This is a genomic window from Streptomyces sp. NPDC000229, assembly GCF_040300825.1.
GTDB lineage: Bacteria > Actinomycetota > Actinomycetes > Streptomycetales > Streptomycetaceae > Streptomyces.
In genome coordinates, this window is the sequence record NZ_JBEPEL010000056.1 from 14,531 (window position 1) to 37,524 (window position 22,994).

General features: G+C 72.5%; 21 protein-coding genes. 10 read left to right on the forward strand and 11 right to left on the reverse strand.

What is annotated here, in order from left to right; genetic code table 11:
* Positions 1 to 60: 60 nt before the first annotated feature.
* A complete protein-coding gene (locus tag ABT360_RS24305; RefSeq protein WP_444852319.1) occupies positions 61 to 906 on the reverse strand; it encodes a polysaccharide deacetylase family protein in 846 nt (281 codons plus the stop codon).
* 135 nt (positions 907 to 1,041) lie between these two features.
* Between ABT360_RS24305 and ABT360_RS24310 the strand changes: the two genes are divergently transcribed.
* Entirely contained in the window at positions 1,042 to 2,262 is a 1,221-nt protein-coding gene (locus tag ABT360_RS24310) for a cytochrome P450 (RefSeq protein WP_351820254.1), read from the forward strand.
* Between the two features lie 63 nt (positions 2,263 to 2,325).
* Here the strand turns inward: ABT360_RS24310 and ABT360_RS24315 are convergent, their stop codons facing one another.
* The 3 genes from ABT360_RS24315 to zapE form a co-directional block, all read right to left on the reverse strand.
* A complete protein-coding gene (locus ABT360_RS24315) occupies positions 2,326 to 3,696 on the reverse strand; it encodes an alkaline phosphatase PhoX (RefSeq protein ID WP_351820257.1) in 1,371 nt (456 codons plus the stop codon).
* A 139-nt stretch (positions 3,697 to 3,835) separates the two neighbouring features.
* A complete protein-coding gene (locus tag ABT360_RS24320; RefSeq protein WP_351820260.1) occupies positions 3,836 to 4,261 on the reverse strand; it encodes an OsmC family protein in 426 nt (141 codons plus the stop codon).
* A 53-nt stretch (positions 4,262 to 4,314) separates the two neighbouring features.
* A complete protein-coding gene (gene zapE / locus ABT360_RS24325) occupies positions 4,315 to 5,424 on the reverse strand; it encodes a cell division protein ZapE (RefSeq protein ID WP_351820263.1) in 1,110 nt (369 codons plus the stop codon).
* On the opposite strand from zapE, the gene ABT360_RS24330 reads away from it, so the two are divergent.
* From ABT360_RS24330 to msrB, 4 genes are all read left to right on the forward strand, one after another.
* The gene (locus tag ABT360_RS24330) at positions 5,423 to 6,190 is read left to right on the forward strand and encodes a pyrimidine reductase family protein (RefSeq protein ID WP_351820266.1); all 768 of its coding nucleotides are present in this window, start codon (positions 5,423 to 5,425) and stop codon (positions 6,188 to 6,190) included. The genes zapE and ABT360_RS24330 overlap by 2 nt on opposite strands.
* Positions 6,191 to 6,296: 106 nt before the next feature.
* Positions 6,297 to 6,779, forward strand: a complete 483-nt coding sequence (locus ABT360_RS24335) for an indole-3-glycerol phosphate synthase (protein ID WP_351820269.1) — start codon at positions 6,297 to 6,299, stop codon at positions 6,777 to 6,779.
* A 42-nt stretch (positions 6,780 to 6,821) separates the two neighbouring features.
* On the forward strand, positions 6,822 to 8,228 hold the full coding sequence (gene murC / locus ABT360_RS24340; RefSeq protein ID WP_351820272.1) for a UDP-N-acetylmuramate--L-alanine ligase: 1,407 nt from the start codon (positions 6,822 to 6,824) through the stop codon (positions 8,226 to 8,228).
* A 10-nt stretch (positions 8,229 to 8,238) separates the two neighbouring features.
* Positions 8,239 to 8,652, forward strand: a complete 414-nt coding sequence (gene msrB / locus ABT360_RS24345; protein WP_351820275.1) for a peptide-methionine (R)-S-oxide reductase MsrB — start codon at positions 8,239 to 8,241, stop codon at positions 8,650 to 8,652.
* 229 nt (positions 8,653 to 8,881) lie between these two features.
* Here the strand turns inward: msrB and ABT360_RS24350 are convergent, their stop codons facing one another.
* From ABT360_RS24350 to ABT360_RS24360, 3 genes are all read right to left on the reverse strand, one after another.
* Positions 8,882 to 9,031 (reverse strand): hypothetical protein, encoded by a 150-nt coding sequence (locus ABT360_RS24350; protein WP_351820278.1) that lies wholly within the window; start codon positions 9,029 to 9,031, stop codon positions 8,882 to 8,884.
* 132 nt (positions 9,032 to 9,163) lie between these two features.
* Positions 9,164 to 9,664, reverse strand: coding sequence for a GNAT family N-acetyltransferase (locus ABT360_RS24355; protein WP_351820281.1), 501 nt, complete (start codon positions 9,662 to 9,664; stop codon positions 9,164 to 9,166).
* A 132-nt stretch (positions 9,665 to 9,796) separates the two neighbouring features.
* On the reverse strand, positions 9,797 to 10,186 hold the full coding sequence (locus ABT360_RS24360) for a VOC family protein (protein ID WP_351820284.1): 390 nt from the start codon (positions 10,184 to 10,186) through the stop codon (positions 9,797 to 9,799).
* 65 nt (positions 10,187 to 10,251) lie between these two features.
* Between ABT360_RS24360 and ABT360_RS24365 the strand changes: the two genes are divergently transcribed.
* Both ABT360_RS24365 and ABT360_RS24370 read left to right on the forward strand, forming a co-directional pair.
* Positions 10,252 to 10,878, forward strand: a complete 627-nt coding sequence (locus tag ABT360_RS24365) for a nucleoside/nucleotide kinase family protein (protein WP_351820287.1) — start codon at positions 10,252 to 10,254, stop codon at positions 10,876 to 10,878.
* A gap of 91 nt (positions 10,879 to 10,969) precedes the next feature.
* Positions 10,970 to 12,106: an aminopeptidase P family protein gene (locus ABT360_RS24370; protein WP_351820290.1), complete on the forward strand. Its 1,137-nt coding sequence runs from the start codon at positions 10,970 to 10,972 to the stop codon at positions 12,104 to 12,106.
* An 18-nt stretch (positions 12,107 to 12,124) separates the two neighbouring features.
* Here ABT360_RS24370 and treZ read toward each other — a convergent pair whose 3' ends face one another.
* Positions 12,125 to 13,870: a malto-oligosyltrehalose trehalohydrolase gene (treZ, locus tag ABT360_RS24375; protein WP_351820293.1), complete on the reverse strand. Its 1,746-nt coding sequence runs from the start codon at positions 13,868 to 13,870 to the stop codon at positions 12,125 to 12,127.
* A 209-nt stretch (positions 13,871 to 14,079) separates the two neighbouring features.
* On the opposite strand from treZ, the gene ABT360_RS24380 reads away from it, so the two are divergent.
* Complete coding sequence (locus tag ABT360_RS24380; RefSeq protein ID WP_351820296.1) at positions 14,080 to 14,628, forward strand: DUF1707 and FHA domain-containing protein; 549 nt, start codon at positions 14,080 to 14,082, stop codon at positions 14,626 to 14,628.
* 1 nt (position 14,629) lies between these two features.
* On the opposite strand, the gene treY is transcribed toward ABT360_RS24380, so the two are convergent.
* Together treY and glgX are read right to left on the reverse strand one after the other, a co-directional pair.
* Positions 14,630 to 16,966, reverse strand: a complete 2,337-nt coding sequence (gene treY, locus ABT360_RS24385) for a malto-oligosyltrehalose synthase (RefSeq protein WP_351820299.1) — start codon at positions 16,964 to 16,966, stop codon at positions 14,630 to 14,632.
* 146 nt (positions 16,967 to 17,112) lie between these two features.
* A complete protein-coding gene (gene glgX, locus ABT360_RS24390) occupies positions 17,113 to 19,236 on the reverse strand; it encodes a glycogen debranching protein GlgX (RefSeq protein WP_351820302.1) in 2,124 nt (707 codons plus the stop codon).
* A gap of 480 nt (positions 19,237 to 19,716) precedes the next feature.
* On the opposite strand from glgX, the gene ABT360_RS24395 reads away from it, so the two are divergent.
* Positions 19,717 to 20,958 carry an SAV2148 family HEPN domain-containing protein gene (locus ABT360_RS24395; protein ID WP_351820305.1) on the forward strand — a complete coding sequence of 414 codons (1,242 nt, stop codon included), beginning with the start codon at positions 19,717 to 19,719 and terminating at the stop codon, positions 20,956 to 20,958.
* Between the two features lie 104 nt (positions 20,959 to 21,062).
* Positions 21,063 to 21,794: a 3'-5' exonuclease gene (locus ABT360_RS24400; RefSeq protein ID WP_351820308.1), complete on the forward strand. Its 732-nt coding sequence runs from the start codon at positions 21,063 to 21,065 to the stop codon at positions 21,792 to 21,794.
* Between the two features lie 242 nt (positions 21,795 to 22,036).
* Here ABT360_RS24400 and ABT360_RS24405 read toward each other — a convergent pair whose 3' ends face one another.
* Positions 22,037 to 22,948 carry a phosphotransferase enzyme family protein gene (locus tag ABT360_RS24405; RefSeq protein WP_351820345.1) on the reverse strand — a complete coding sequence of 304 codons (912 nt, stop codon included), beginning with the start codon at positions 22,946 to 22,948 and terminating at the stop codon, positions 22,037 to 22,039.
* Positions 22,949 to 22,994: the final 46 nt, after the last annotated feature.

Here is a 22,994-nt window from a genome sequence, read left to right on the forward strand (position 1 = left end):
CCTCGTCAGGTCGTACGGGTGACGTTAGGGGTTGGAGCGCCCTGGAGGGCAAGTGCGTTGTCACGTGCCCCGTGCGGCAGCCATCAGCTCCGAGACCTTGACGAAGCGGTAGCCGCGCTCGCGCAGCTCCGGGACGATGCGGCGGACCGCCTGCTCGGTGACGGGCGCGGCGCTGCGGGTGCAGTGCATCACCACCAGCGAGCCCGGCCGCACGCCCGCCAGGACCTGCTCGGCGACCGCGTCGGCGTCGGTGGCGAACGCGTCGCCGCTGACCACGTCCCATTGGACGGCCGTCACCTTGGCCGAGGCCAGGGCGCGGAGCGCGCCGTCGTCGTAACAGCCGCCGGGGAAGCGGAAGTAGGGCACGACGTTGCGCGCCCCGGCCGTGCGGAACGCGTCGAAGGCACGGCGTACGTCGGCCGCCATGTCCTGCCGGCCGAGTGCGGGCAGCCCGTAGCAGGGGGCCTTGAAGGCGTGGTGGCTGTAGGAGTGGTTGGCGATCTCGAAGCGCGGGTCGTTGCCGATGGCCCTCGCCTGGTCGGGGTACTGCTCGGCCCAGCGTCCGGTCATGAAGACGGTCGCGTCGACCCGCAGGCGCCGGAGCGTGTCGATCAGCGCGGGATTGTCGAACCGTTCGCCGCTCGCCGCCCGGGGACCCTGATCGGCCGTCATGTCGGCGTCGAAGGTGAGCGCCACGGTCTTGTCGGCCGTCACCGGACCCCGTTCGAACACGGGTGTGAGGCCACCGGGTCCGGGCGCCATGCTCGGCGGCATCCGGGCGGGGGAGAGGCTCGCGACGGAGGGCGGCCGTGCGGGTGCGGTGGGGCGGGTGTCGGAGGCTCCACCGCAGCCGACGAGAACAGCGCACAAGGCACCCAGAAGTGACGTATTCCGTACGTAAGTGATCACATGCGCAAAATATATGATCAGCGGACCGGTGGTGTCCGTCCTGCTTCCGTCCGGAGTAGTCCAGCGCGATGTCCCGCCCCGCCCGGGTGATCGTGAGGAGAAGACTCAGTCGTCGAAGGGACGGACGGACGCATGATCGAGGACACCGCTGCACGGCCCATCCTGGGTCCGCCACCCGTGCGGCACTGGCCCGCGCTGGACATCGCCGGGACGGAGTTCGACCCGGTGCTGGCGGAGCTGATGCGCGAAGGACCGATCAGCCGCATCCAACTGCCCCACGGCGAGGGCTGGGCCTGGCTGGTGACCCGTTACGACGACGTCAGGATGGTCACCAACGACCCGCGCTTCACCCGCGCGCCCGTCGTCGACGGCCAGGTCACCCGGCTCGCGGCCCATTTCAAGCCCAAGCGCGGATCGCTGGCCTTCGCCGACCAGCCCGAGCACAACCGGCTCCGGGGCGCCGTGGCGCCGGCCTTCACCCACCGCGGGGTGGAACGACTGCGCGCACGCGCCCAGGACACCCTGCACGAAATGATGGACGAGCTGCTCGCCGACGGGCCCCCCGCGGACCTCGTCGAGCGGATCCTGGAACCCTTCCCCATCGCCGTGGTCTGCGAGGTCATGGGCGTACCCGTCGCCGACCGCGAACGGATGAGCGCCTGGACCCGGCAGATCGTCTCCCCGCAGGACGCCGCCGCCAGCGCACGGGCCAAGGACGGCATGTACGGCTGGTTCACCGAGACCATCCGCGCCCGCTACGGCAGCACGGAGGAGGACGTCATCTCCCTGCTGGGCGCGGCGGTGGGGCGGGGCGACATCACCGAGGAGGAGGCGATCGGACTCGTCGGCCCCCTCCAGATCGGCGGGGAGGCCGTCACCGCCAACACCGGGCAGATGTTCTTCCTGCTGCTGACCCGCCCGAACCTCCTCGAACGGCTCCGCACCGAGCCGGCCGTCCGGCCGACGGCCATCGACGAACTGCTGCGCTACATCCCGCACCGCAGCTCCGTGGGCCTGGCCCGGATCGCCCAGGAAGACGTGGAGATCCGGGGCGTCCGGATCAGCGCGGGAGAGCCGGTCTACGTCTCGTACCTCGCCGCCAACCGCGACCCGGACGTCTTCCCCGACCCGGAGCGGATCGACTTCGACCGCACCCCCAACCCGCACGTCGCCTTCGGGTACGGCCCGCACTACTGCATGGGCGGGCTGCTCGCGCGCATGCAGACCGAGCTGCTGATCGACACCCTCGTCGACCGCCTGCCGGAGCTGCGCCTGGCGGTCCCGCCCGAGGAGGTCCCCTGGCGGCGCAGCACGCTGATCCGCGGCCCGGAAGCGCTGCCCGTCACCTGGTGACCCGCCACCCGATGGGCGGGCCGGCGGCGTGCGCACGCGTCACGCCGCCGGCCGTCACCTGCCTCAGTGCCACGGCCCGGTCACCGCGAACGTCGTGCCCGGCGTGTAGCAGTTGACGTACATCGTCTCGCCGTCCGGCGAGAACGTGACGCCCGCGAACTCGCCCCACTCCGGCTCCTGGGGCGTACCGATGTTCTGCGCGCCGCGCGCCATCTCGTACACCTCGCCCCGCTTGGTGAGGCCGTACACGTGCTGCGCGCCGTTGCCGTCCTCACACACCATCAGGCCACCGCTGGGCGCCAGACAGATGTTGTCGGGGGACTCGCCCGGCAACTGGATGTCGCTGCTCGGACCGAACACGACGACCAGCGTGAGACGGCGCCGGTGCGGCTCGTACTTCCACACCTGGCCGTAGTGGTCGGCGGCCGAGCCCTCCGCGGCGCGCGCGAAGCTGGAGACGAAGTAGACCGAGCGCCCGCCCCAGTAGCAGCCCTCCAGCTTCTGGGCGTGCGTGATGCCCTTGGGCCCGAAGTCCTGGAGCCGGATGGGCGTCTGCCGCGCCTGGCTGTCGGGTACGGGGACCCACTCGATGCCCTCGAACGTCGCGCCCGGCTCCTGGATCGCCGACAGGTCCGGCACACCCGGCACGCGCATCGCCTCCAGGGCGCCGCCGGCGCGCAGCGATCCGGTGCCACCGAGCGGCCTGTTGGGCAGGAAGCGGTAGAAGAGCCCGAACGGTTTCTGGAAGGCGTCCTCGGTCTCGTAGACGATGCCGTTGCGCGGGTCGACCGCTATGGCCTCGTGCTGGAAACGCCCCATCGCCGTCAGCGGTACGGCTCCGGTGCGCAGCGGGTCGGCGGGGTGGACCTCGAAGACGAAGCCGTGGTCCTTGGTGTAGCCGTTGGTGCCCGCCTTGTCCTCGGTCTCCTCACAGGTGAGCCAGGTGCCCCACGGCGTGAGCCCGCCGGAGCAGTTGACCGCGGTGCCGGCGATGGCGACGCGTTCGCCGAGGACGTTGTTGCGGCCGTCCAGTTCGATCGCCGTACAGCCGCCCTTGGCGGCCGGGTCGTAGGTCAGGCCCCGGACGGTGGGGACGCCGAGCGCGGCGGAGGCGCGGTTCTCGTGGTTGCGGACGAGGTGGACGCGTCCGCGACGGCCGGCGAAGGCGCCCATGCCGTCGTGGTTGCCCGGCACCCGGCCCTCGCCGGAGCGGAGCGGGTCGCCCTCGCGGGAGAGCACCTTGTAGCGGAAGCCTCTGGGCAGGTCCAGCAGACCGGCCGGGTCGGGCACGAGGGCGCCGTAGCCGGCGTGGCCACGGGCGGCGGCGGTGCCGGCGAAGAGCTCCGAGAAGGCGCCGGTGAAGGCGATCCCGGCGACGGACGCGCCGGTACCGGCCAGGATCTGACGTCGTGTTGCGGACAGCCGTTCGGACATGAGGCAACAACTCCCTGCTCGGGGCACCCCCGGGCGCGGGCCGAGGGGTGGACAGGTGTGACGTGACCCGCACGTGTGTATCACGTGGTGTGGTTACACGTGAACAGTGCGGGCCACGTCGCCTCATGTGTCCCGTGGGTCAGACGAGCTTGGCGGTGAGAGTGATCTCGGTGCCCGTGAGTGCCTGGCTGACCGGGCAACCCGCCTTGGCGTCCTCGGCGGCCTTGGTGAAGCCCGCCTCGTCCAGGCCCGGGACCTCGCCCTCCACGGTGATGTGGATGCCGGTGATGCCCTTGCCGGGCTGGAAGGTCACGTCGGCCTTGGTGGTCAGCCGGGCCGGCGGGTTGCCGGCCTTCGTGAGGGAGCCGGACAGGAACATCGAGAAGCAGCTGGAGTGGGCGGCCGCGATCAGCTCCTCCGGGCTGGTCTTGCCGTTCGGCTCCTCGGCGCGGGCGGGCCAGGAGACCGGATACTGCCCGATGCCGGAGGAGTCGAGGGACACGGTGCCCGACCCCTCGGTGAGGTTGCCTTCCCAGACGGTGTGCGCGTGACGCGTGGTGGCCATGCCGAATTCCCTTCGGACGATGAACAACCCCAAATGGGTTATGCCACCCAAACCTACTGCGCCACCAGCCCCTTGGCGTCGCGCGCCAGCGCGGTGAGCCGCGAGATCGCCCGGAAGTACTTCTTGCGGTACCCGCCGTTCAGCATCTCGTCACTGAACAGCTCGTCGAACGGCCGCCCCGAGGCCAGGACCGGGATCTCCCGGTCGTACAGCCGGTCGGCCAGCACCACCAGGCGCAGCGCCGTCGACTGGTCCGGCACGGGCCGTACGTCGGTGAGGCAGACCGCCCGGACGTCGTCCGTCAGCGCGCCGTACCGGCTCGGGTGGACCCGGGCCAGGTGCTCCAGCAGGTGCGGGAAGTCGTCGAGCGACGCGCCCGGCGTGGCGTACGCCGCCCTCGTCACCTGCTCGTCCGCGTACGGCGCCGGGGCCTCGGGCAGCCCGCGGTGGCGGTAGTCCTCGCCGTCGATGCGCATCGGGCGGAAGTGGGCGGAGAGGCCCTGGATCTCCCGGAGGAAGTCGGCGGCGGCGAACCGGCCCTCGCCGAGCTTGCCCGGCAGCGTGTTGGACGTGGCGGCCAGGGCCACCCCCGCGTCGACCAGCTTGCCGAGCAGCGTCGACACCAGGACGGTGTCGCCCGGGTCGTCCAGCTCGAATTCGTCGATGCACAGCAGCCGGTGCCCGCTGAGGGTGGCCACCGTCTGCTGGAAGCCGAGCGCGCCGACCAGGTTGGTCAGCTCCACGAACGTGCCGAACGCCTTGAGGGACGGCTCGGCGGGCGTGGCGTGCCAGAGGGAGGCCAGCAGGTGGGTCTTGCCGACGCCGTACCCGCCGTCCAGGTAGACCCCGCGCGGCGCCGTGGGCGCGGCGGGCTTCTTCCGGAACCAGCGGCGGCGGCCGGCGCCGGTCGCGTGCGCGCCGCCGAGCCCGGCCGCGAACGAACGCAAGCCCTCGACCGCCTGGGTCTGGCTCGGCTGGTTCGGGTCCGGGATGTACGTGTCGAAGCGCACCGCGTCGAAGCGCGGCGGCGGCACCATCTCGGCGACCAGGCGGTCGGCCGGGACGTGCGGCTCGCGGGCGCACAGGGACAGCGGGGCCGCTTCGGTTATGGCACTGGTCGACACAGTCACCCACTCTAATCGCCGTGCCAGACTGCACGGCATGCGACGCCTGCTTCCTGTGACCGACCAGACAGCCCCCGCCGTGGATGCGGAGTGGTCCCTCGACGAGCTGGCCCAGGCCTACGCGTACCCCGGCCCTCCGGGCACGCCCTGGCTGCGCGCCAACATGGTGTCGTCCCTGGACGGGGCGGCCCAGCACGAGGGGCGGTCCCAGCCCATCTCGTCCGACACCGACATGCGGATCTTCGGCACGCTGCGTGCCCTGGCCGATGTGGTGATCGTCGGCGCGGAAACGGTACGGCTGGAGGGCTACCGTCCGGCACGCGCGCGGGAGACCTTCGCGGAGCGGCGGGCGGCGGCCGGACAGGGCCCGGCGCCCGCGATCGCGGTGGTCAGCGCCTCGCTGGACCTGGACTTCTCCGCTCCGCTGTTCACCTCGCCGCTCGTGCCGACCCTGCTGCTGACCGGCGCGGCGGCGCCGCCGGACCGGGTCCGGGAGGCCGAGGCGGCCGGGGCCCGGGTGATCGTCGCGGGTGACGGGACCGGGGTGGAGCCGGAGCGGGTCGTGGCGGCCCTGACCGGACTCGGGCTGACGCGGCTGCTCACGGAGGGCGGCCCGCGGCTCCTCGGGCAGCTGGTGGAGGCCCGGGTGCTGGACGAGCTGTGCCTGACCGTGTCGCCGCTGCTGACCGCCGGGAACGCGCAGCGGATCACGGGCGGGCCCTCCCTGGCCGTTCCGGAGCGGTTCTCGCTGGCCTCCGTACTGGAGGAGGACGGGTTCCTTTTCACTCGTTACACCCGGACCTGACCAATTAGCGGAATAATCCGTTCCGGTTAGCTCCCGAGGGGCAGACTTACTCTCGCAGTCCCCGTGCGGACACGGGGAAGGATGGTTTCCGCGGAAGGGCTCCCAAGTGTTCACAAGCGTTCTGATGATCGAGAAGCCGCTGTCGTCCGTGGACGTGGAGTTCGTCACCACCCTCCACGCGGACGAGAGGATGTCCTTCATTGTCCTGATGCAGCCGCGTGGCGACCAGGTCGTACTGCTGCGGGCCATCGACGACGTCGCCCTCGGCGAGCTGAGAGAGGCCGTGAAGGAGGGTGAGGAGCCCGAGGGCAAGGCCGCCAGACTCACCGCCCAGCAAGGGCTGGAGCACTCCCTGCGCTCCCTGCGCGAAGCCGGCTGCGAGGCCGTCGGCCAGGTCGTCGAGGACCACCCGCTGGACAAGCTCAAGGCCGTCGTGGACGAGTCCGGCGCGGACGAGGTGATCGTGCTGACCAAGCCCCACTACGTCGAGGAGTTCTTCCACCGGGACTGGGCCTCCCGCGCCCGCCACAAGGTCGGCGTGCCGGTGCTCAAGCTCTTCGCGCACAACGACGAGCCCGACACCGAATAGGCTGGGGCCGGTAACGACGTCGCACCCCCGGGAGAGACACGCATGGCCCCCGCCATTCCTGCCGCCATGATTCCTGCCGCCATGGAACGGCCGCACTTCATCGGCATCGGCGGCGCCGGAATGTCGGGCATCGCCAAGATCCTCGCCCAGCGCGGGGCCGAGGTCGCCGGCAGCGACGCGCGCGAGTCCGAGACCGCCGCGTCCCTGCGGGCCCTCGGCGCGACCGTCCACATCGGCCACGCCGCGGAACACGTCGCCGAGGGGACGAGCTGTGTCGTCGTCTCCAGCGCCATCCGCGCCGACAACCCCGAGCTGGCCCGGGCCACCGAGCTGGGCATCCCGGTCGTCCACCGCTCCGACGCGCTCGCCGCCCTGATGACCGGGCTGCGCGCCATCGCCGTGGCCGGTACGCACGGCAAGACCACCACCACCTCGATGCTCGCCGTCGCCCTCACCGAGCTGGGCGTCGCCCCGTCGTACGCCATCGGCGGCGACCTCGCCGGTCCCGGCACCAACGCCCTGCACGGCGACGGCGAGATCTTCGTCGCCGAGGCGGACGAGAGCGACCGCAGCTTCCAGAAGTACGACCCCGAGGTCGCGATCGTCCTCAACGTCGAGCTGGACCACCACGCCAACTACGCCTCCATGGACGAGATCTACGAGTCCTTCGAGGCCTTCGTCGCCAAGATCCGCCCCGGCGGCACCCTGGTCGTCGGCGAGCACTCCGGCGCCCGCGAGCTGGCCCGCCGGGTCGCCGGCCGCGACGACCTGACGATCATCCGCGTCGGCGAGTCGGCCGACTCCGACGCCCGGATCCTCGCCCTCACGCCCAAGGGCATGACCAGCGAGGTCACCGTCGCCCTCGACGGCACCGAGCACACCTTCACCGTCTCCGTACCCGGCCGCCACTACGCCCACAACGCCGCGGCCGCCCTCGCCGCCGGCGCCCGCGTCGGCATCGACCCCGCCGCCCTGGCCCAGGCCCTCACCGCGTACACCGGCGTCGGCCGCCGCCTCCAGCTCAAGGGCGAGGCCGCGGGCGTCCAGGTCATCGACTCGTACGCGCACCACCCCACCGAGATGACCGCCGATCTGGAGGCCATGCGCGGCGCCGCCGGGGACTCCCGCCTCCTCGTCGTCTTCCAGCCGCACCTCTTCTCCCGTACCCAGGAGCTGGGCAAGGAGATGGGCCAGGCCCTCGCCCTCGCCGACGCGTCGGCCGTCCTGGAGATCTACCCGGCCCGCGAGGACCCGATCCCCGGCGTCACCAGCGCCCTGATCATCGACGCGGCCCGTGCCGCCGGCGCCGACGTCACCGCCGTGTCCGACAAGGACACCGTCCCGGACGTGGTCGCGGGAATGGCCAAGCCCGGTGATCTCGTTCTCACGATGGGCGCCGGGGACGTCACGGACCTCGGTCCCAGGATCCTCGCCCGCCTGTCGAACTGAGGAGCAGCAGATGCCGTACGAGGTCGAGAAGCCGGACGAGCAGTGGCGCGCGGAACTGTCCCCCGAGGAGTACCACGTCCTGCGCGAGGCCGGCACGGAGCGGGCCTTCACCGGTGAGTACACCGACACCAGGACGAAGGGCGTGTACTCCTGCCGCGCCTGCGGCGCCGAGCTGTTCACCTCCACCACCAAGTTCGAGTCCCACTGCGGCTGGCCGTCCTTCTACGACCCGAAGGACACCGACGCGGTCGAACTGATCGAGGACAGCTCCTACGGCATGGTCCGCACCGAGGTCCGCTGCGCCCGTTGCGGCTCGCATCTGGGCCATGTCTTCGAGGGCGAGGGCTACCCGACCCCGACGGACCAGCGGTACTGCATCAACTCGGTGTCGCTGAGGCTGACCGCGGACACCGACGAGGCCTGATCGCCCTCCCCGCGGCCCGGCACGGTCCGGTCTCGTCGTCGACGCCGGCCCACAGCCGGACGCGAACCTGGCCGCTCGGCGCGACATGGGTTTCACCGCCTCGGGGTCCCTGCTCCGCGTCCCGGCGACCAGGCCATGACGCGCCCCGCCGCGGCGGCCGGCTCGTCGGTCGCCGCGACGGCGGCCTCGCTGCGAGCGGCCGGCATGGGCGTGGTCGGCCCGCCGATGGTCACCCGGGGCGGCCGGTGGTCACCGGGGCGGCCGCCCATGCGCCCAGCGCCACGCGCAGCGCTTCCGCCCTCCGCTCGGCACGGGCGGTCGGCTCCTCCCGGAACTGGGGCAGCCCCGTGAGCGCTCCGTCGAGCAGTGTGCCGGCCACGGCGATGACGCTGGACCACGTCGGAAGGCCCTCCTCGGCAAGCGTGCGCGCTTGCCCGGCCGGCGGCTCCAGGTGGTCGGACGAGGTGCGGCGGACGCACCGCCCGCTCGTCGTGGCGAGTCGCCCGACGCGCTACGCCAGGCCTTCGCCTCCGTCCAGGTGCCGCACGAAGCGAAGACCCGGGCGGCCGTCCAGGTGGATGTCACCGGTGGGCGTGAAGCCCGTGCGCTCCAGCACGGCTCGCGAGCCGGCGTTGTCGAGAGTGGTGACGGCACGCAGGGTGGTCAGGCCGTACTCCGCGGCGGCCAAGGCGCAGACGTCCCGGACGGCGGCCGTGGCCAGCCCGCGCCCCGCGGCCCGTTCGGCGATCCGGTACCCCAACTCGGCCGAACCGTCCGCCACATCGATCAGGTTGACCCGCCCCAGCACCTCACCGCCGTCGTCCACCACGAGGTGGAAGAAGTGCAGCCCCGCCGCCTGCTCGCCCAACAGCTCCCGGTGGCGCGCGTCGAAGTGGGCGAAGTACTCGTCGCCACGGTCGGGGACGGACGCGGCGAAGTAGGCCCGGTTCTCCCGCTCGAAGGCGAGGAGGGCCTGCGCGTGGTCCGGACGGAGGCGCTGCAAGAGGGGCATCCCGCCATGCTACGCACCCGCGCCACGGCGCCGGAGGGCAAGGCCCGGCGGCCGAACCGCCGAGCGGGGCCGGTCAGTTGGAAGAGCACGGCCGTACGGCAGCGGTCGAGCGATCCTGTCGGCGACGGGCCGTCAGGCCGGCTGGAGCAGGTCCCAGCGGTTTCCGTACAGGTCCTCGAAGACCGCCACCGTCCCGTACGGCTCGTACCGCGGCTCCTCCAGGAACCGCACCCCCGCCGCGAGCATCCGCGCCCGGTCGGCGGCGAAATCCTCGGTGTGCAGGAAGAACCCGACGCGCCCGCCGGTCTGGGCCCCCACGCTCGCCTCCTGCGGACCGCCCGCCGCCCGGGCCAGCAGCAGCGCTGTGCCGGAGCCCGCGCCCCGGGGGCGGACCACGACCCAGCGCGAACCGTCCCCGCGGTCGGTGTCCTCGACCAGTTCGAAGCCGAGAGCACCGGTGTAGAAGGCGATGGCCTCGTCGTAGTCACGGACGACGAGGGTGATCAGGGCGATGTGCGGCATACGACAGACGTTATACGTATGACAGCATCCTGACCAGCACGCCGGCAGACTGACACACTGCTCCCATGGACTCGCACGCGCTCGCCGAGCTCACCGCCCGCGCCCGCCGCCTCGCCGTCCCCGGCACCCGCCGCATCCTCGGCCTGGCCGGAGCGCCCGGCGCGGGGAAGTCGACCCTCGCGGCCCGGCTGGTCGACCGCCTCGGCGGGCTCGCGGTCCTCGTCCCCATGGACGGCTTCCACCTCGCCCAGGCCGAACTGCGCCGGCTCGGCCGCGCCGAGCGCAAGGGCGCCCCCGACACGTTCGACGCCGCCGGGTACGCCGCGCTGCTCGCCCGCCTCCGTGCCGCCGAGCCCGGCACCGTCGTCTACGCCCCCGCCTTCGACCGGGCCCTGGAGGAGCCGGTCGCGGGCAGCATCCCGGTCGGCCCCGACGTGCCGCTCGTCGTCACCGAGGGGAACTACCTGCTCCACGACGGCGGCCCGTGGGCACCCGTGCGCCCGCTCCTCGACGAGGTCTGGTTCCTGGAACTGGACGACCGCCGCCGCGTCCACCGGCTGATCGAACGTCATGTCCGGTTCGGCAAGGACCGCCCGTACGCGGAGCGCTGGGTCCGGGAGTCCGACGAGGCCAACGCCCGGCTCGTCACCGCCGGACGGGACCGCGCCGACCTGGTCGTACGCATGAGCTGAGTGCCATGACGCCGCCGACGCCCCGCCAGGGGCCCGCCGACGGTCCGGATATCGCTCGCGTCCCGCCCGCCGCCCGGCGAGGATGGCCGGCATGGACAGCCGCAGTGACAGTGCCCCCACCCCCTTCACCGCCGCCGACTACCGCGCCCGCATGGCCCGTGCCACCGAAGCCGCGGCCGACGCCGGGCTCGCCGGCCTCCTTGTCGCGCCCGGCCCCGACCTGGTGCACCTCACCGGTTACCGGCCCGTCGACACCGAACGCCTCACGCTCCTCGTCCTCACCCCCGGCCACGACCCGGTGCTCGTCGTACCGACCCTCGAAGCACCCGACGCCGACCGGGCCCCCGGTGCCGGGGCCCTCACCCTCCGGGACTGGACCGACGGCACCGACCCGTACGCGGTCACGGCCCCGCTCCTCGACCCCAAGGGCCGCTTCGGGGTCAGCGACAACGCCTGGGCCATGCACCTGCTCGGGATCCAGAGCCGGTTGCCGGACACCTCGTACGCCGCGCTCACCGAGGCCCTGCCCATGCTCCGGGCCGTGAAGGACGCCCCGGAACTGGCCCGTCTCCAGGCGGCGGGTGCCGCCGCCGACGAGGCGTACCGCGAGATCCTCAAAGTCCGCTTCGCGGGGCGGAGGGAGACGGACGTGGCCGCCGATCTGGCCGCGCTGCTCACGCACTTCGGGCACTCGCAGGTGGACTTCACCGTGGTCGGATCGGGGCCCAACGGTGCCAACCCGCACCACGAGGCGGGCGACCGCACCATCGAGCAGGGCGACATGGTCGTCCTCGACTTCGGCGGCCTCAAGCACGGGTACGGCTCCGACACCAGCCGTACCGTCCACGTCGGCGAGCCGACGGCCGAGGAGCAGCGCGTCCACGACCTCGTACGCGAGGCCCAGCAGGCCGGTTTCGAGGCGGTGGGGCCGGGGGCCGCGTGCCAGGACGTCGACCGGGCGGCCCGCGCGCTGATCGCCGAGGCGGGGTACGGGGAGTACTTCATCCACCGCACCGGCCACGGCATCGGCGTCACCACGCACGAGCCGCCGTACATGATCGAGGGCGAGGAGCAGCCCCTCGTGCCCGGCATGTGCTTCTCCATCGAGCCGGGCGTCTACCTGCCGGGCCGCTTCGGCGTCCGCATCGAGGACATCGTCACCGTCACCGAGGAGGGTCGCGGCCGGCGCTTCAACACGACCTCGCGCGAGCTCGCGATCGTCGAGTAGCGCTCACATCTCCCGGGCTCAGACGTCCGTCAGCACCACGCACGACTCCGGCGGCAGGGTCAGCAGTCCGTCCCCGTTGGGCATCTCCACCGGCTCCCAGGCCGCCAGGACCCGTCCCCGGGTGCCGAGCGGAATCCGGGCGGGCTCCTTGGCGAAGTTGACCGCGATGCGCAGGTCCCCCCGCCGGTAGGCGAGCCAGCGGGCCTCCTCGTCGTACGCCACCCGGACCGCGGCCAGGTCCGGGTCGGTCAGGTCCGGCTGGGAGGCCCGCAGCGCGATCAGCTCCCGGTGCCAGGTGAGCAGCCGGGCGTGCGGCTGTCGTTCGCGCTCCGCCCAGTCCAGGCAGGAACGGTCCCGGGTGGCCGGGTCCTGCGGATCCGGAACGTCCTCCTCCGCCCAGCCGTGCGCGGCGAACTCGCGCCTCCGGCCGTTGCGGACCGCTTCCGCCAGCTGCGGATCCGTGTGGTCGGTGAAGAACTGCCACGGCGTACTCGCCCCCCACTCCTCGCCCATGAAGAGCATCGGCGTGAACGGCCCGGTCAGCACCAGGGCCGCCGCGCACGCCAGCAGCCCGGGGGAGCAGGCCGCGGACAGCCGGTCACCCGTCGCCCGGTTGCCGACCTGGTCATGGGTCTGGGCATAGCCCAGGAAGCGGTGCGCCGGGGTGTTCGACCGGTCGACCGGCCGGCCGTGCGTACGGCCGCGGAACGTCGAGTAGGTGCCGTCGTGGAAGAAGACATGTCCCAGGGTCTTGGCCAGGGCGGCCAGCGGGGCCCGGGCGAAGTCCCCGTAGTAGCCCTGGGACTCACCGGTCAGGGCGGTGTGCAGGGCGTGGTGGAAGTCGTCGTTCCACTGGGCGTGCAGGCCGAGCCCCCAGGAGCCGCGGGGCGTCGTGGTGCGCGGGTCGGCCAGGTCCGACTCGGCGATCAGGAACAGCTCCCGGCCCTGCTCGGCACCCAGCCCGTCCACGGCGGCCGAGAGCTCCTCCAGGAACGTCAGCGCCCGGGTGTCGGCCAGCGCGTGCACGGCGTCCAGCCGCAGCCCGTCGATCCGGTAGTCGCGCAGCCAGGCCAGCGCGCTGCCCAGCAGGAACGCCCGGACCTCGTCCGAACCGGGCGCGTCCAGGTTCACGGCGGCGCCCCACGGTGTGTGGTGGGTGTCCGTGAAGTACGGGCCGAAGGCCGGGAGGTAGTTGCCGGAGGGGCCCAAGTGGTTGTGGACCACGTCCAGCACCACGCCCAGGCCCAGTCCGTGCGCGGTGTCGACGAACCGCTTCAGCGCCTCGGGCCCGCCGTACGGCTCGTGGACCGCCCAGAGCGACACGCCCTCGTACCCCCACCCGTGCCTGCCGGGGAAGGGGCACAACGGCATCAGCTCGACATGCGTGATGCCCAGCTCCACCAGGTGGTCCAGCCGGGCGGCCGCCGCGTCCAGGGTGCCCTCGGGGGTGTACGTACCGACGTGCAGCTCGTACAGCACGGCCCCGCGCAGCCCGCGTGCCGGGGGCTCGTGGCGCCAGGAGTACGTGGCGTGGTCGACGACCGCGCTCGGGCCGTCGGGCCCGTCCGGCTGTCGCCGCGACCGCGGATCGGGCAGCACGGGGCCGCCGTCCAGCGCGTACCCGTACCGCGCGCCGTCACCGGCCTCCACCTCGGCCAGCCACCAGCCGTCCCGGTCCGGATCGCGCTCCAACGGGTGCACCGCGCCCTCAAGTCGGAGCTCGACCCGGTCCTCTGCCTGCGGTGCCCACACCTCGAACAGCACTGGTGATCCCCTCGTCGTCGTAACGCCCCAATCCTGGCAAGACCGAGATCGGGAAGCACGACACTTGGCCGAACGGACCGCATGCGTCGCGCCGCATCCGTGCATACCGTGCGAGCCCCCCGCTGATCACGTACCAAGACCGTACCAACGGGGTCCGACAACGCGGTCCGTCTGGACACTCCGGCCCGCCCGGACCGACAATCACGTTCGTGACGTCCGCTTTCGAGTCCTCCACGTACCCCGCTCGGCTCTCCGACGCCGAACGGGACCGTGCGCTGGGGCTGCTGAGGGAAGGCGCCGCTCAGGGGAAGCTGTCGCACGACACGTTCCTGCGGCGCATGGAACTGGCCCTGGTCGCCCGCCGCCCCGACGAGCTCGCGGCGCTCACCGCCGATCTGCGTACCGAAGGGCGCTGGTCGAAGCGGCTGTTCGGCGCGGTCGAACGGATGTCTGCCTTCAACGTACGGCTGCGCCGGGCATGGCAGGCCGAGCGGCTGCCGAAACTGCTGCTGCCGGAGCCCGGACCGTACCCCCTGCGCATAGGGCGGGACCCGGCCAACGGGCTGCGGCTCAGCCATGAGACCGTCTCCCGTCTGCACGCCGAACTGAGCCTCCAGGACGGGCTGTGGGTGCTGCGCGACCTCGGCTCCACCAACGGCACCGCCGTGAACGGACAGCGGGTCACCGGCGCGGTCGTCGTCCAGGCCGGCGACATGGTGGCGTTCGGCCGGATGAGCTTCCGGCTCTCCGCCCGCTGACTCACCGGGCGCGGTTCTCCTCCGGTACCGGACGGCGGCTGAGCAGGGCCACCGGCCGCGCCGCGAACAGGTCCGCCACGGGCACCGGCTCACCGCCCCGGAACGCGCGCCCCGTGTCCACGGCGTCGAACCACCGCCCCTCCGGCAGCGTCAGGGAGGTGTCGCCCCAGCCGCCGCTCTCGGCGAGCCGCAGCGACAGCCGGGTGACCGCCGTGACCGTCTCGCCCGAGCGGCAGAAGGCCACGCAGTGCCCCGCGGCCGGGCCGCTCGCCGTCAGCGGCCGGTACGTCCCCGACGCGCCGAACACGTCCGGGTACCGCCGCCGAAGCCGCAGCGCCGCGCGCGTGACGGCCGTTTTCTCGTCCGGCGGGCCCTCCTGGAACGGCCGCCGGTTGTCAGGGTCGACCAGCGCCAGGTACACCCGCTCGGTCTCCTGGTAGAGGTCCGGGACGCCCGGCATGGTGAGGTGCAGCAGCGCCGCGCCCAGCGTGTTCGCCCGTACGTACGGCTCCAGCTCGCCGGCCAGCAGCGAGGCCGTGTACAGCGCCGGCCCGGCGGGGCCCGCCTCCACGAAGTCCAGCACCGCCTGTTCGTACGCCGCATCCGGTTCCGTCCAGCTGGTGTGCAGCCCCGCCTCCCGTACCGCCTTCAGCACCGCGGGGGCCAGCCGGTCCCCGTGCGGGTGGCCCATGCCCACCGCCGTCTGCCACGCCGTCCACGCCACCTGTCCGTCCGGCGCGGGCGTCCCGGCCACGTCATCCAGCAGCTTCGCCCATCGCTGCGGGCACTCCGACAGGACCGCGATCCGAGCCCGCACGTCGGCGCTGCGCTTGGTGTCGTGCGTGGACAGCACCGTCCCCGTGGCCGGCCAGTCCCGGGCCAGCCGTTCGCAGAAGGCGTGGAACTCCGCCGGGCTCACCGCGGGCCTGCCCGGGTCCCCCCCGACCTCGTTCGCCGAGATGAGCGGCGTGTACCGGTAGAACGCCGTGTCCTCGACGGACTTGGCGCGCAACGCCGACGAGGTCTGCGCGAACCGCGTCCGGAAGGCCCTCTGGTCCGGCCCGTCCCCGAGCCGGCCCAGCGCCAGGCCCCGGACCACATCGACGGCCGCGGCCTCCTCCGCGACCGTGAAGGTGGCCTTCGCCTCCTCGGCCGCCTCCGCCGTCAGGACGTCCTCCGCGCCGGTTCCGTACGGGCGGTAGACCGGGACCCGGATCAGCAGCTCCCGGACCGCGGCACGCAGCGCCCACGGGGCGTGGTCGCGCAGGTCCGGGTCGGCGGCGCACACGGCGGCCGCCGTCCGGGTCAGGTACGCGACCTCCGAGGCCAGCGCGTGCGTCACCACCTTGTACGCGGCCCGGCGCGCCGTCGCCTCCCAGTGGCCGCCCCGGTCCCCGGCCGGGTTCGCGAACCGCCGGTAGTGCTCGGCCAGTTCCGCCGTGCCCGCCTCGTCCACGAACAGTCCGTCGACCCGCCGCAGCGCGTCGTAGCCGGTGGTGCCCGCGACCGGCCACCCGGCCGGCAGCCGCTCCTCGCCGGTGAGGATCTTCTCGACGACGATCCAGCAGTCCCCGCCCGTCGCCCGCTCCAGCTCCCTGAGGTACGCCTCGGGGTCCGCGAGCCCGTCCGGGTGGTCGATCCGCAGGCCCTCCACGACCCCGTCCCGCACCAGCTCCACGATCTTGGCGTGGGTCGCCTCGAACACCCCGGGATCCTCGACCCGCACCCCGATGAGGTCCGAGATGGTGAAGAACCTTCGGTAGTTCAGCTCCGTACGGGCGAGGCGCCACCACCCCAGCCGGTACCACTGGGCGTCCAGCAGCTCCGGCAGCGCCAGGTCCTCCGTACCGGGCCGCAGCGGGAACTCCTGCTCCCCGTGGCGCAGCGTCCCGCCCTCGACCCGCATGCCGGCCAGCTCGTCGCCGACCCGGCCCCCCAGCACCGGCAGCAGCACCTTTCCGCCGCCCGCCGCCCAGTCGATGTCGAACCAGCGGGCGTACGGGGACGAGGGCCCGTCCCGCAGCACCTCCCACAGCGCCCGGTTGTGGCGCGGAGCCGCGGCCATGTGGTTGGGCACGAGGTCCACCACCAGGCCGAGCCCGTGCGCCCGGGCGGTGCGCGCGAGGGCCCGGAGGCCCGCCTCGCCGCCCAGCTCCTCCCGCACCCGGCTGTGGTCGGTGACGTCGTACCCGTGCGTGGAGCCGGGGACCGCCTCCAGGACCGGCGACAGATGCAGGTGCGAGACCCCGAGCGAGGCGAGGTACGGCACCGCTTCCCCGGCGGCGGAGAAGGGGAAGTCCGGCTGGATCTGGAGCCGATAGGTCGAGTTGGGCGTCATGCGAACGTAGGTACCCGCTTGGGCGACTTCTGTGTCATCGGGTGATGCGATTTACGCCCGACGCCACGTTCCCGCCGGGGCCGCGGCCCGTCCCCCACGGGCCGCGGATCCCGTCCCGCTCCTGGCACCCGCCGTGAAACCGCCTCCTAGGCGGGGCGCCGGAGCACCGTCAGACTGCGCCCGATCAGGGTGAGACGGTCGCCTGCCGCGACCTTCGCGCCCTGCCCCGGCTCGACGCCCTCGGCCAGGGCCGTGTCCACCACCACCTGCCACTGGCGGCCGTGATTGACCGGCACCACGAATTCGAGGTCCTCCGCGCTCGCGTTGAACATCAGCAGGAACGAGTCGTCCGCGATCCGCTCCCCGCGCGGGCCCGGCTCGGAGATCGCGCTGCCGTTCAGGAACACCGACAGGGCCTTGGCATGGGCGGCCTGCCAGTCCCGCGCGGTCATCTCCTCACCCTCAGGGGTGAACCAGTTGATGTCCGAGAGCTCGTCGTGCGTGCCCTCGACCGGCCGCCCGTGGAAGAAGCGCCGCCGCCGGAACACCGGGTGGTCGCGCCGCAGCCAGACCATCGAACGGGTGAACTCCAGCAGCGACCGGGCCTCCTCGGAGTCCTCGTCCGGCCAGTGCACCCACGCGACCTCGTTGTCCTGGCAGTACGCGTTGTTGTTGCCGCCCTGCGTACGCCCGAACTCGTCGCCGTGGCTCAGCATCGGCACGCCCTGCGACAGCATCAGCGTGGCGATGAAGTTGCGCATCTGGCGCAGCCGCAGCTCCATGACCTGTTCGTCGTCGGTGTCGCCCTCGGCGCCGCAGTTCCAGGAGCGGTTGTGGCTCTCGCCGTCCCGGTTGCCCTCGCCGTTCTCGTCGTTGTGCTTGTCGTTGTACGAGACCAGATCGCGCAGCGTGAAGCCGTCGTGGCAGGTCACGAAGTTGACCGAGGCGAGCGGACGCCGCCCGTCGTCCTGGTACAGGTCCGACGAACCGGTCAGCCGCGACGCGAACTCGGCGAGCGTGCGCGGCTCGCCCCGCCACAGGTCCCGGACCGTGTCGCGGTACTTGCCGTTCCACTCGGTCCACAGCGGCGGGAAGTTGCCCACCTGGTACCCGCCCTCGCCGACGTCCCAGGGTTCGGCGATCAGTTTGACCTGGCTGACCACCGGGTCCTGCTGCACCAGGTCGAAGAACGACGACAGCCGGTCCACCTCGTGGAACTGGCGCGCCAGCGTCGCCGCGAGGTCGAAACGGAACCCGTCGACATGCATCTCCGTCACCCAGTACCGCAGGGAGTCCATGATCAGCTGGAGCACGTGCGGCGACCGCATCAGCAGCGAGTTGCCGGTGCCGGTGGTGTCCATGTAGTACCGGGGGTTGTTCTCGACGAGCCGGTAGTACGAGGTGTTGTCCAGGCCCCGGAAGGAGAGGGTCGGACCCAGGTGGTTGCCCTCGGCCGTGTGGTTGTAGACCACGTCCAGGATGACCTCGATGCCCGCCTGGTGCAGCGCGCGGACCGCGGACTTGAACTCCAGGACCTGCTGGCCCCGGTCGCCCCAGGAGGCGTACGCGTTGTGCGGGGCGAAGAACCCGATGGTGTTGTAGCCCCAGTAGTTCGCGAGACCCGAGTCCACCAGCCGGTGATCGTTGACGAACTGGTGCACCGGCATCAATTCGAGCGCTGTGACCCCCAGTTCGGTCAGGTGCTCGATCACGGCGGGGTGGGCCAGCCCCGCGTACGTCCCGCGCAGTTCCTCCGGCAGGGCCGGATGGAGCATCGTCAGGCCCTTCACATGGGCTTCGTAGATCACCGTCCGGTGGTAGTCGGTACGCGGCGGGCGGTCGTCGCCCCAGTCGAAGTACGGGTTGACCACGACGGAGGTCATCGTGTGCGGCGCCGAGTCGAGGTCGTTGCGGGAGTCCGGCCTGCCGAAGTGGTAGCCGTACACCGCCTCGCCCCAGTCGATGGCGCCGGCGACCGCCCGCGCGTAGGGATCGAGCAGCAGTTTCGCGGAGTTGCAGCGCTGTCCGCGCTCCGGCGCGTACGGTCCGTGGACCCGGAACCCGTACCGCTGGCCCGGCATCACGCCGGGCAGGTACGCGTGCCGTACGAACGCGTCGGTCTCGCGCAGCTCCACCGCGGTCTCCGAGCCGTCGTCATGGAGCAGACACAGCTCGATTCGGTCGGCGGCCTCCGAGAAGACCGCGAAGTTGGTTCCGGCGCCGTCGTACGTGGCACCGAGGGGATACGCCTGTCCCGGCCAGACCTGCATAGATAAGACTCTTCCACTTCTGATCCGGCTGATGGGGGTCACTTGAGCCAGAATCCTCCCCGAAAGTGGTGCGACCTCCTAGGACTTCGACCGGTCCTACCGGGTGACCGGGGGGCGTGTGGGGCACAGTGGCCGGAAATCATCCCCTGATCCTGATTAGTCCGATCAGCGCACCGGTGGATGAGGACGGGGTCCGTCCGGTTGCCCGGGTCAACTTCGCGTTCCCGGGCGTCGCCCGTGCCGGGGCGGCCCGCCGGATCGCCGAACCGGAGGCCCCCCGCCGGGCCGCCGACCCCGGCCCCGGCGGTCCAACCATTATGAATCCGCTCACTCCGAACCCCCGGCGCGTCGGGAACGGGCGGAAGAATCATGGCCGTTGGGAAAAGGAGCCCGGGCATCGGGCTGCACCGCCTCCCGCTCCCGGAGTACCCTTCCTTGATCGTTGGAGACGGGCGTCCAGGAGCAGAAGGCGGTGCGCGGGTGAGCTCGGGAGGGCTGGAGCTGCCCCCAGGTGACTCAGGTCACGAGGGGGACTCCACTGACCCCGCTGATGTCCCGCCCGGCGCGGTCTCACTCGCCCGGCCGATGGAGATCGGTGCGGAACTGGACTGGGGCGCGGAGGCCTGGAGCGAGGTGCGGACCCGTGCCCAGCGCGCGGGCCGGGCCTATATCTGGCTGAATCTGGTCGAACAGCGGCTGCGTGCCGTGGTGGCCGCGGTCCTGCGGCCCGTCTACGAGCCGGTCCACGGCGACGACTGGGTGGTGGCGGCGGCCGGGCCCGCCGGCCAGGAGTGGGTGCAGCGTGCTGTTGCCGTACGCGAGGTCTCGCGCCGCAAGGGCTACCTCCTGGACCCCGCCGACGACAATGTCCTCAGCTTCCTCACGCTGCCCCAGCTGCGTGAGCTGATGGTCCAGCACTGGCCCTGCTTCGAGCCGTACTTCGACGACCGGCGCGAGGTGGAGCTCGCCCTCGACGAGCTGGAGGTCACCCGGAACGTGGTCTCCCGCAACCGGGCGCTGTCGCGCACCGTGCTGGACCAGTCCGAGCGGGCCTCCGCACGGCTGCTGGAGATCCTGGGCGGCGGCGCGGGCGTGCCCTCGGCACACCGGCTGCCGGTCGACGCGGTGGAGGACCTCGTCGGCGACCGGTACGCGGACGTCGTCTCCGTCCACTCCGACCGGGTGCGGCTGCAGCGGCAGCTGCCCGCCGAGGACCTGTTCGGCGGGGCGCGGCGCCTCGACGCGATCGGCATAGGCCTGAACCTGCTCGTGCAGAACTTCTCCGGGCGGCGGCTGGTGCGGCTCGCCGAGTCCGGCTGCCGGATACGCCTGCTGTTCCTGAACCCGGCGAGTAGTGCCGTCAAACGGCGCGAAAGGGAACTCGGGATCAAAAAGGGCGAATTGAGCCGCTCGGTGGAGATGAACATCCTCCACATGCGGCGCGTGCGCTCCAAGCTGCGCGACCCGGGCGCCTTCCAGATCCAGGTCTTCGACGAGACGCCGCGCTTCACCGCGTACCTCGTCGACGGCGACGGGCCCGACGGGGTGGGCGTCGTCCAGTCCTACCTGCGCCGGGCCCGCGGCATGGAAGCTCCGGTCCTGGTGCTGCGCGGCGGGAGGCGACCGGTCGTCACGTCGGGGACGGAGAGCGACCACGGCCTGTTCGAGACCTACCGGGAGGAGTTCGAGTCGGTCTGGGCCGATTCCCGTCCGGTCTCGTGAGAGCAGGAGCCGAGCGGCGTTGTCAGTGGTGCGTGGAAAGGTGAAGACCCGCAGGGGGAGTGCACCGCACGGGGGCGCACCACAGCATCGCGAGGAGGAGCAGCATGGGCTGGCACGGGGAGACGCTCGTCGGCTTCGATCTGGAGACGACGGGCACGGAGCCGCTCGAAGCGCGCATCGTGACGGCCGCGGTCGTGGAGGTGCGGGGCGGGGAGACGGTGGGACGCCGCGACTGGCTGGCCGATCCGGGTATCAGGATCCCCGCCCAGGCCTCGGCGATCCACGGCATCAGCAATGAGCGGGCCATGGCGGAGGGCCGCCCGGTCCGCGAGGTCGCCGACGAGCTCGCCGACACCCTCGTCGGGTACTGGACCCGCGGGGTGCCCGTCGTGGCGTACAACGCGGCCTTCGACCTGACGCTGCTCGCCGCCGAGTTGCGGCGTCACGGACTGCCGGACCTGAGCGAGCGGCTGGGCGGCGCGCCGATCGGCCCGGTCGTCGACCCCTACACCATCGACCGTGCCGTCGATCGGTACCGCCGGGGGAAGCGGAACCTGGAGGCGGTCTGCGGCGAGTACGGCGTGGTGCTCGACGGCGCCCACCAGGCGGCCGCCGACGCATTGGCGGCGGTCCTGGTGGCCCGCGCGATAGCGGAGCGGCACGCGTCGGTGGCGGCGCTGACCCCGGTGGAGCTGCACCGGCGCCAAGTGGAGTGGTACGCGCAGTGGGCGGCGGACTTCCAGAGCTTCCTGCGCCGCAAGGGCACCCCGGACGCCGTCATAGACCCGGCCTGGCCCCTGCGGGAGCTCGCTCCGACCGCCACCCCGGCGGGCTGAGGTCCCCGGCCTGACCGCGTGGCCCGTCAGAGCGTGGGCGGCCGCCGGAGGCACGTACCGGGACGCCTGATGCTGCTCCCGGCCCGCCGCCCTCAGTGAGTCGGGGTAGCGCACGGGCAGCAGGGCAGGGTCGCCACGCGGTCCGGAGCCGCGAGGGCGAGGCCCGGGGGATGCCGGGGCCCCGGGTCACCTCTCAGGGGCCCGCCCGCAGGTGATCCTCCGGCCGGCGGACGGAGTTCGTGTCAGAACGGGTACCACCGGACCTCCGCGTCACCGTCCCTCAGCGATGCCACCCGGCGGCGGAACTCGGCCAGGGCCTTCGGGTTCGACGGCGCGTGCTGGGCCACCCAGGCGCAGCTGGCGGTCTCCCGGGCGCCGCGCAGCACCCCGCAGCCCTCCCACTCGCGCACGTCCCACCCGTACGCCTCGGTGAACGCGTCATAGGCTGCCGGGTCCAGGCCGTAGCGGTCCCGGGACAGCGCGAGGACCACCAGGTCGTGCTCGCGCAGGTCCACGGAGAAGGTCTCCAGGTCGACGAGCACCGGGCCGTCCGGGCCGACGTGCACATTGCGCGGCAGCGCGTCGCCGTGGACCGGGCCGGGCGCCAGGCGCGGGGTGAGCGCGGCCGCCGCCTCGGCGAACCCGTCGCGCCGCTCCCGCAGGAACGCGGCGTCCGCCGGGTCGATCGCGTCGCCCGCGAGCCGCAGCCAGCGCTCCACACCGCCCAGCAGGTCACGGGGCGGCAGAGGGAAGGGCGGCTCCGGGAGCGTGTGGACGCGGCGCAGCAGTGGGGCGAGGTCCCGCGGTTCCGGCGGGCGTACGGCGGCGGGCAGCCGGTGCCACACCGTCACCGGGTGGCCGTCCACCAGCCGGGGCTTGGGCTCGGCGGCCCGTACGGCGGGGACGCCGGTCTCCTCCAGCCAGGAGGCCACGGCCACCTCCCGGGCGGCCCGCTCCAGCAGTTCCGCGTCCCGGCCGACCTTCACCACCAGGTCGCCGACGGCGAAAACGGCGTTCTCACCCAGCGCCAGCAGCACCGCTCCATGCGCCGCACCACGGGCCGTCCCATGCGTGGCGCCGCGCGTCGCCCCGTGCCCGGCGCCGCCCTCCAGGCCGGCGGCGGCCAGGACCTCCCGCGCCCGCACCTCGTCCATCGCGTCCGTCCTTCCCGTACCTGTGCCGATCCGCCAAAGTCTCGCA

Excerpts from the sequence above, each read along its gene's own strand:
- treY (WP_351820299.1), bottom strand. The coding sequence starts at position 16,966 with ATGACGCCCAACTCGACCTATCGGCTCCAGATCCAGCCGGACTTCCCC.
- ABT360_RS24315 (WP_351820257.1), bottom strand. The coding sequence starts at position 3,696 with ATGTCCGAACGGCTGTCCGCAACACGACGTCAGATCCTGGCCGGTACC.
- ABT360_RS24330 (WP_351820266.1), top strand. The coding sequence starts at position 5,423 with ATGCGACGCCTGCTTCCTGTGACCGACCAGACAGCCCCCGCCGTGGAT.
- ABT360_RS24360 (WP_351820284.1), bottom strand. The coding sequence starts at position 10,186 with ATGCCGCACATCGCCCTGATCACCCTCGTCGTCCGTGACTACGACGAG.
- ABT360_RS24370 (WP_351820290.1), top strand. The coding sequence starts at position 10,970 with ATGGACAGCCGCAGTGACAGTGCCCCCACCCCCTTCACCGCCGCCGAC.
- ABT360_RS24405 (WP_351820345.1), bottom strand. The coding sequence starts at position 22,948 with ATGGACGAGGTGCGGGCGCGGGAGGTCCTGGCCGCCGCCGGCCTGGAG.
- ABT360_RS24320 (WP_351820260.1), bottom strand. The coding sequence starts at position 4,261 with ATGGCCACCACGCGTCACGCGCACACCGTCTGGGAAGGCAACCTCACC.
- ABT360_RS24310 (WP_351820254.1), top strand. The coding sequence starts at position 1,042 with ATGATCGAGGACACCGCTGCACGGCCCATCCTGGGTCCGCCACCCGTG.
- glgX (WP_351820302.1), bottom strand. The coding sequence starts at position 19,236 with ATGCAGGTCTGGCCGGGACAGGCGTATCCCCTCGGTGCCACGTACGAC.
- zapE (WP_351820263.1), bottom strand. The coding sequence starts at position 5,424 with ATGCCGTGCAGTCTGGCACGGCGATTAGAGTGGGTGACTGTGTCGACC.
- ABT360_RS24355 (WP_351820281.1), bottom strand. The coding sequence starts at position 9,664 with ATGCCCCTCTTGCAGCGCCTCCGTCCGGACCACGCGCAGGCCCTCCTC.
- msrB (WP_351820275.1), top strand. The coding sequence starts at position 8,239 with ATGCCGTACGAGGTCGAGAAGCCGGACGAGCAGTGGCGCGCGGAACTG.
- ABT360_RS24400 (WP_351820308.1), top strand. The coding sequence starts at position 21,063 with ATGGGCTGGCACGGGGAGACGCTCGTCGGCTTCGATCTGGAGACGACG.
- ABT360_RS24365 (WP_351820287.1), top strand. The coding sequence starts at position 10,252 with ATGGACTCGCACGCGCTCGCCGAGCTCACCGCCCGCGCCCGCCGCCTC.
- murC (WP_351820272.1), top strand. The coding sequence starts at position 6,822 with ATGGCCCCCGCCATTCCTGCCGCCATGATTCCTGCCGCCATGGAACGG.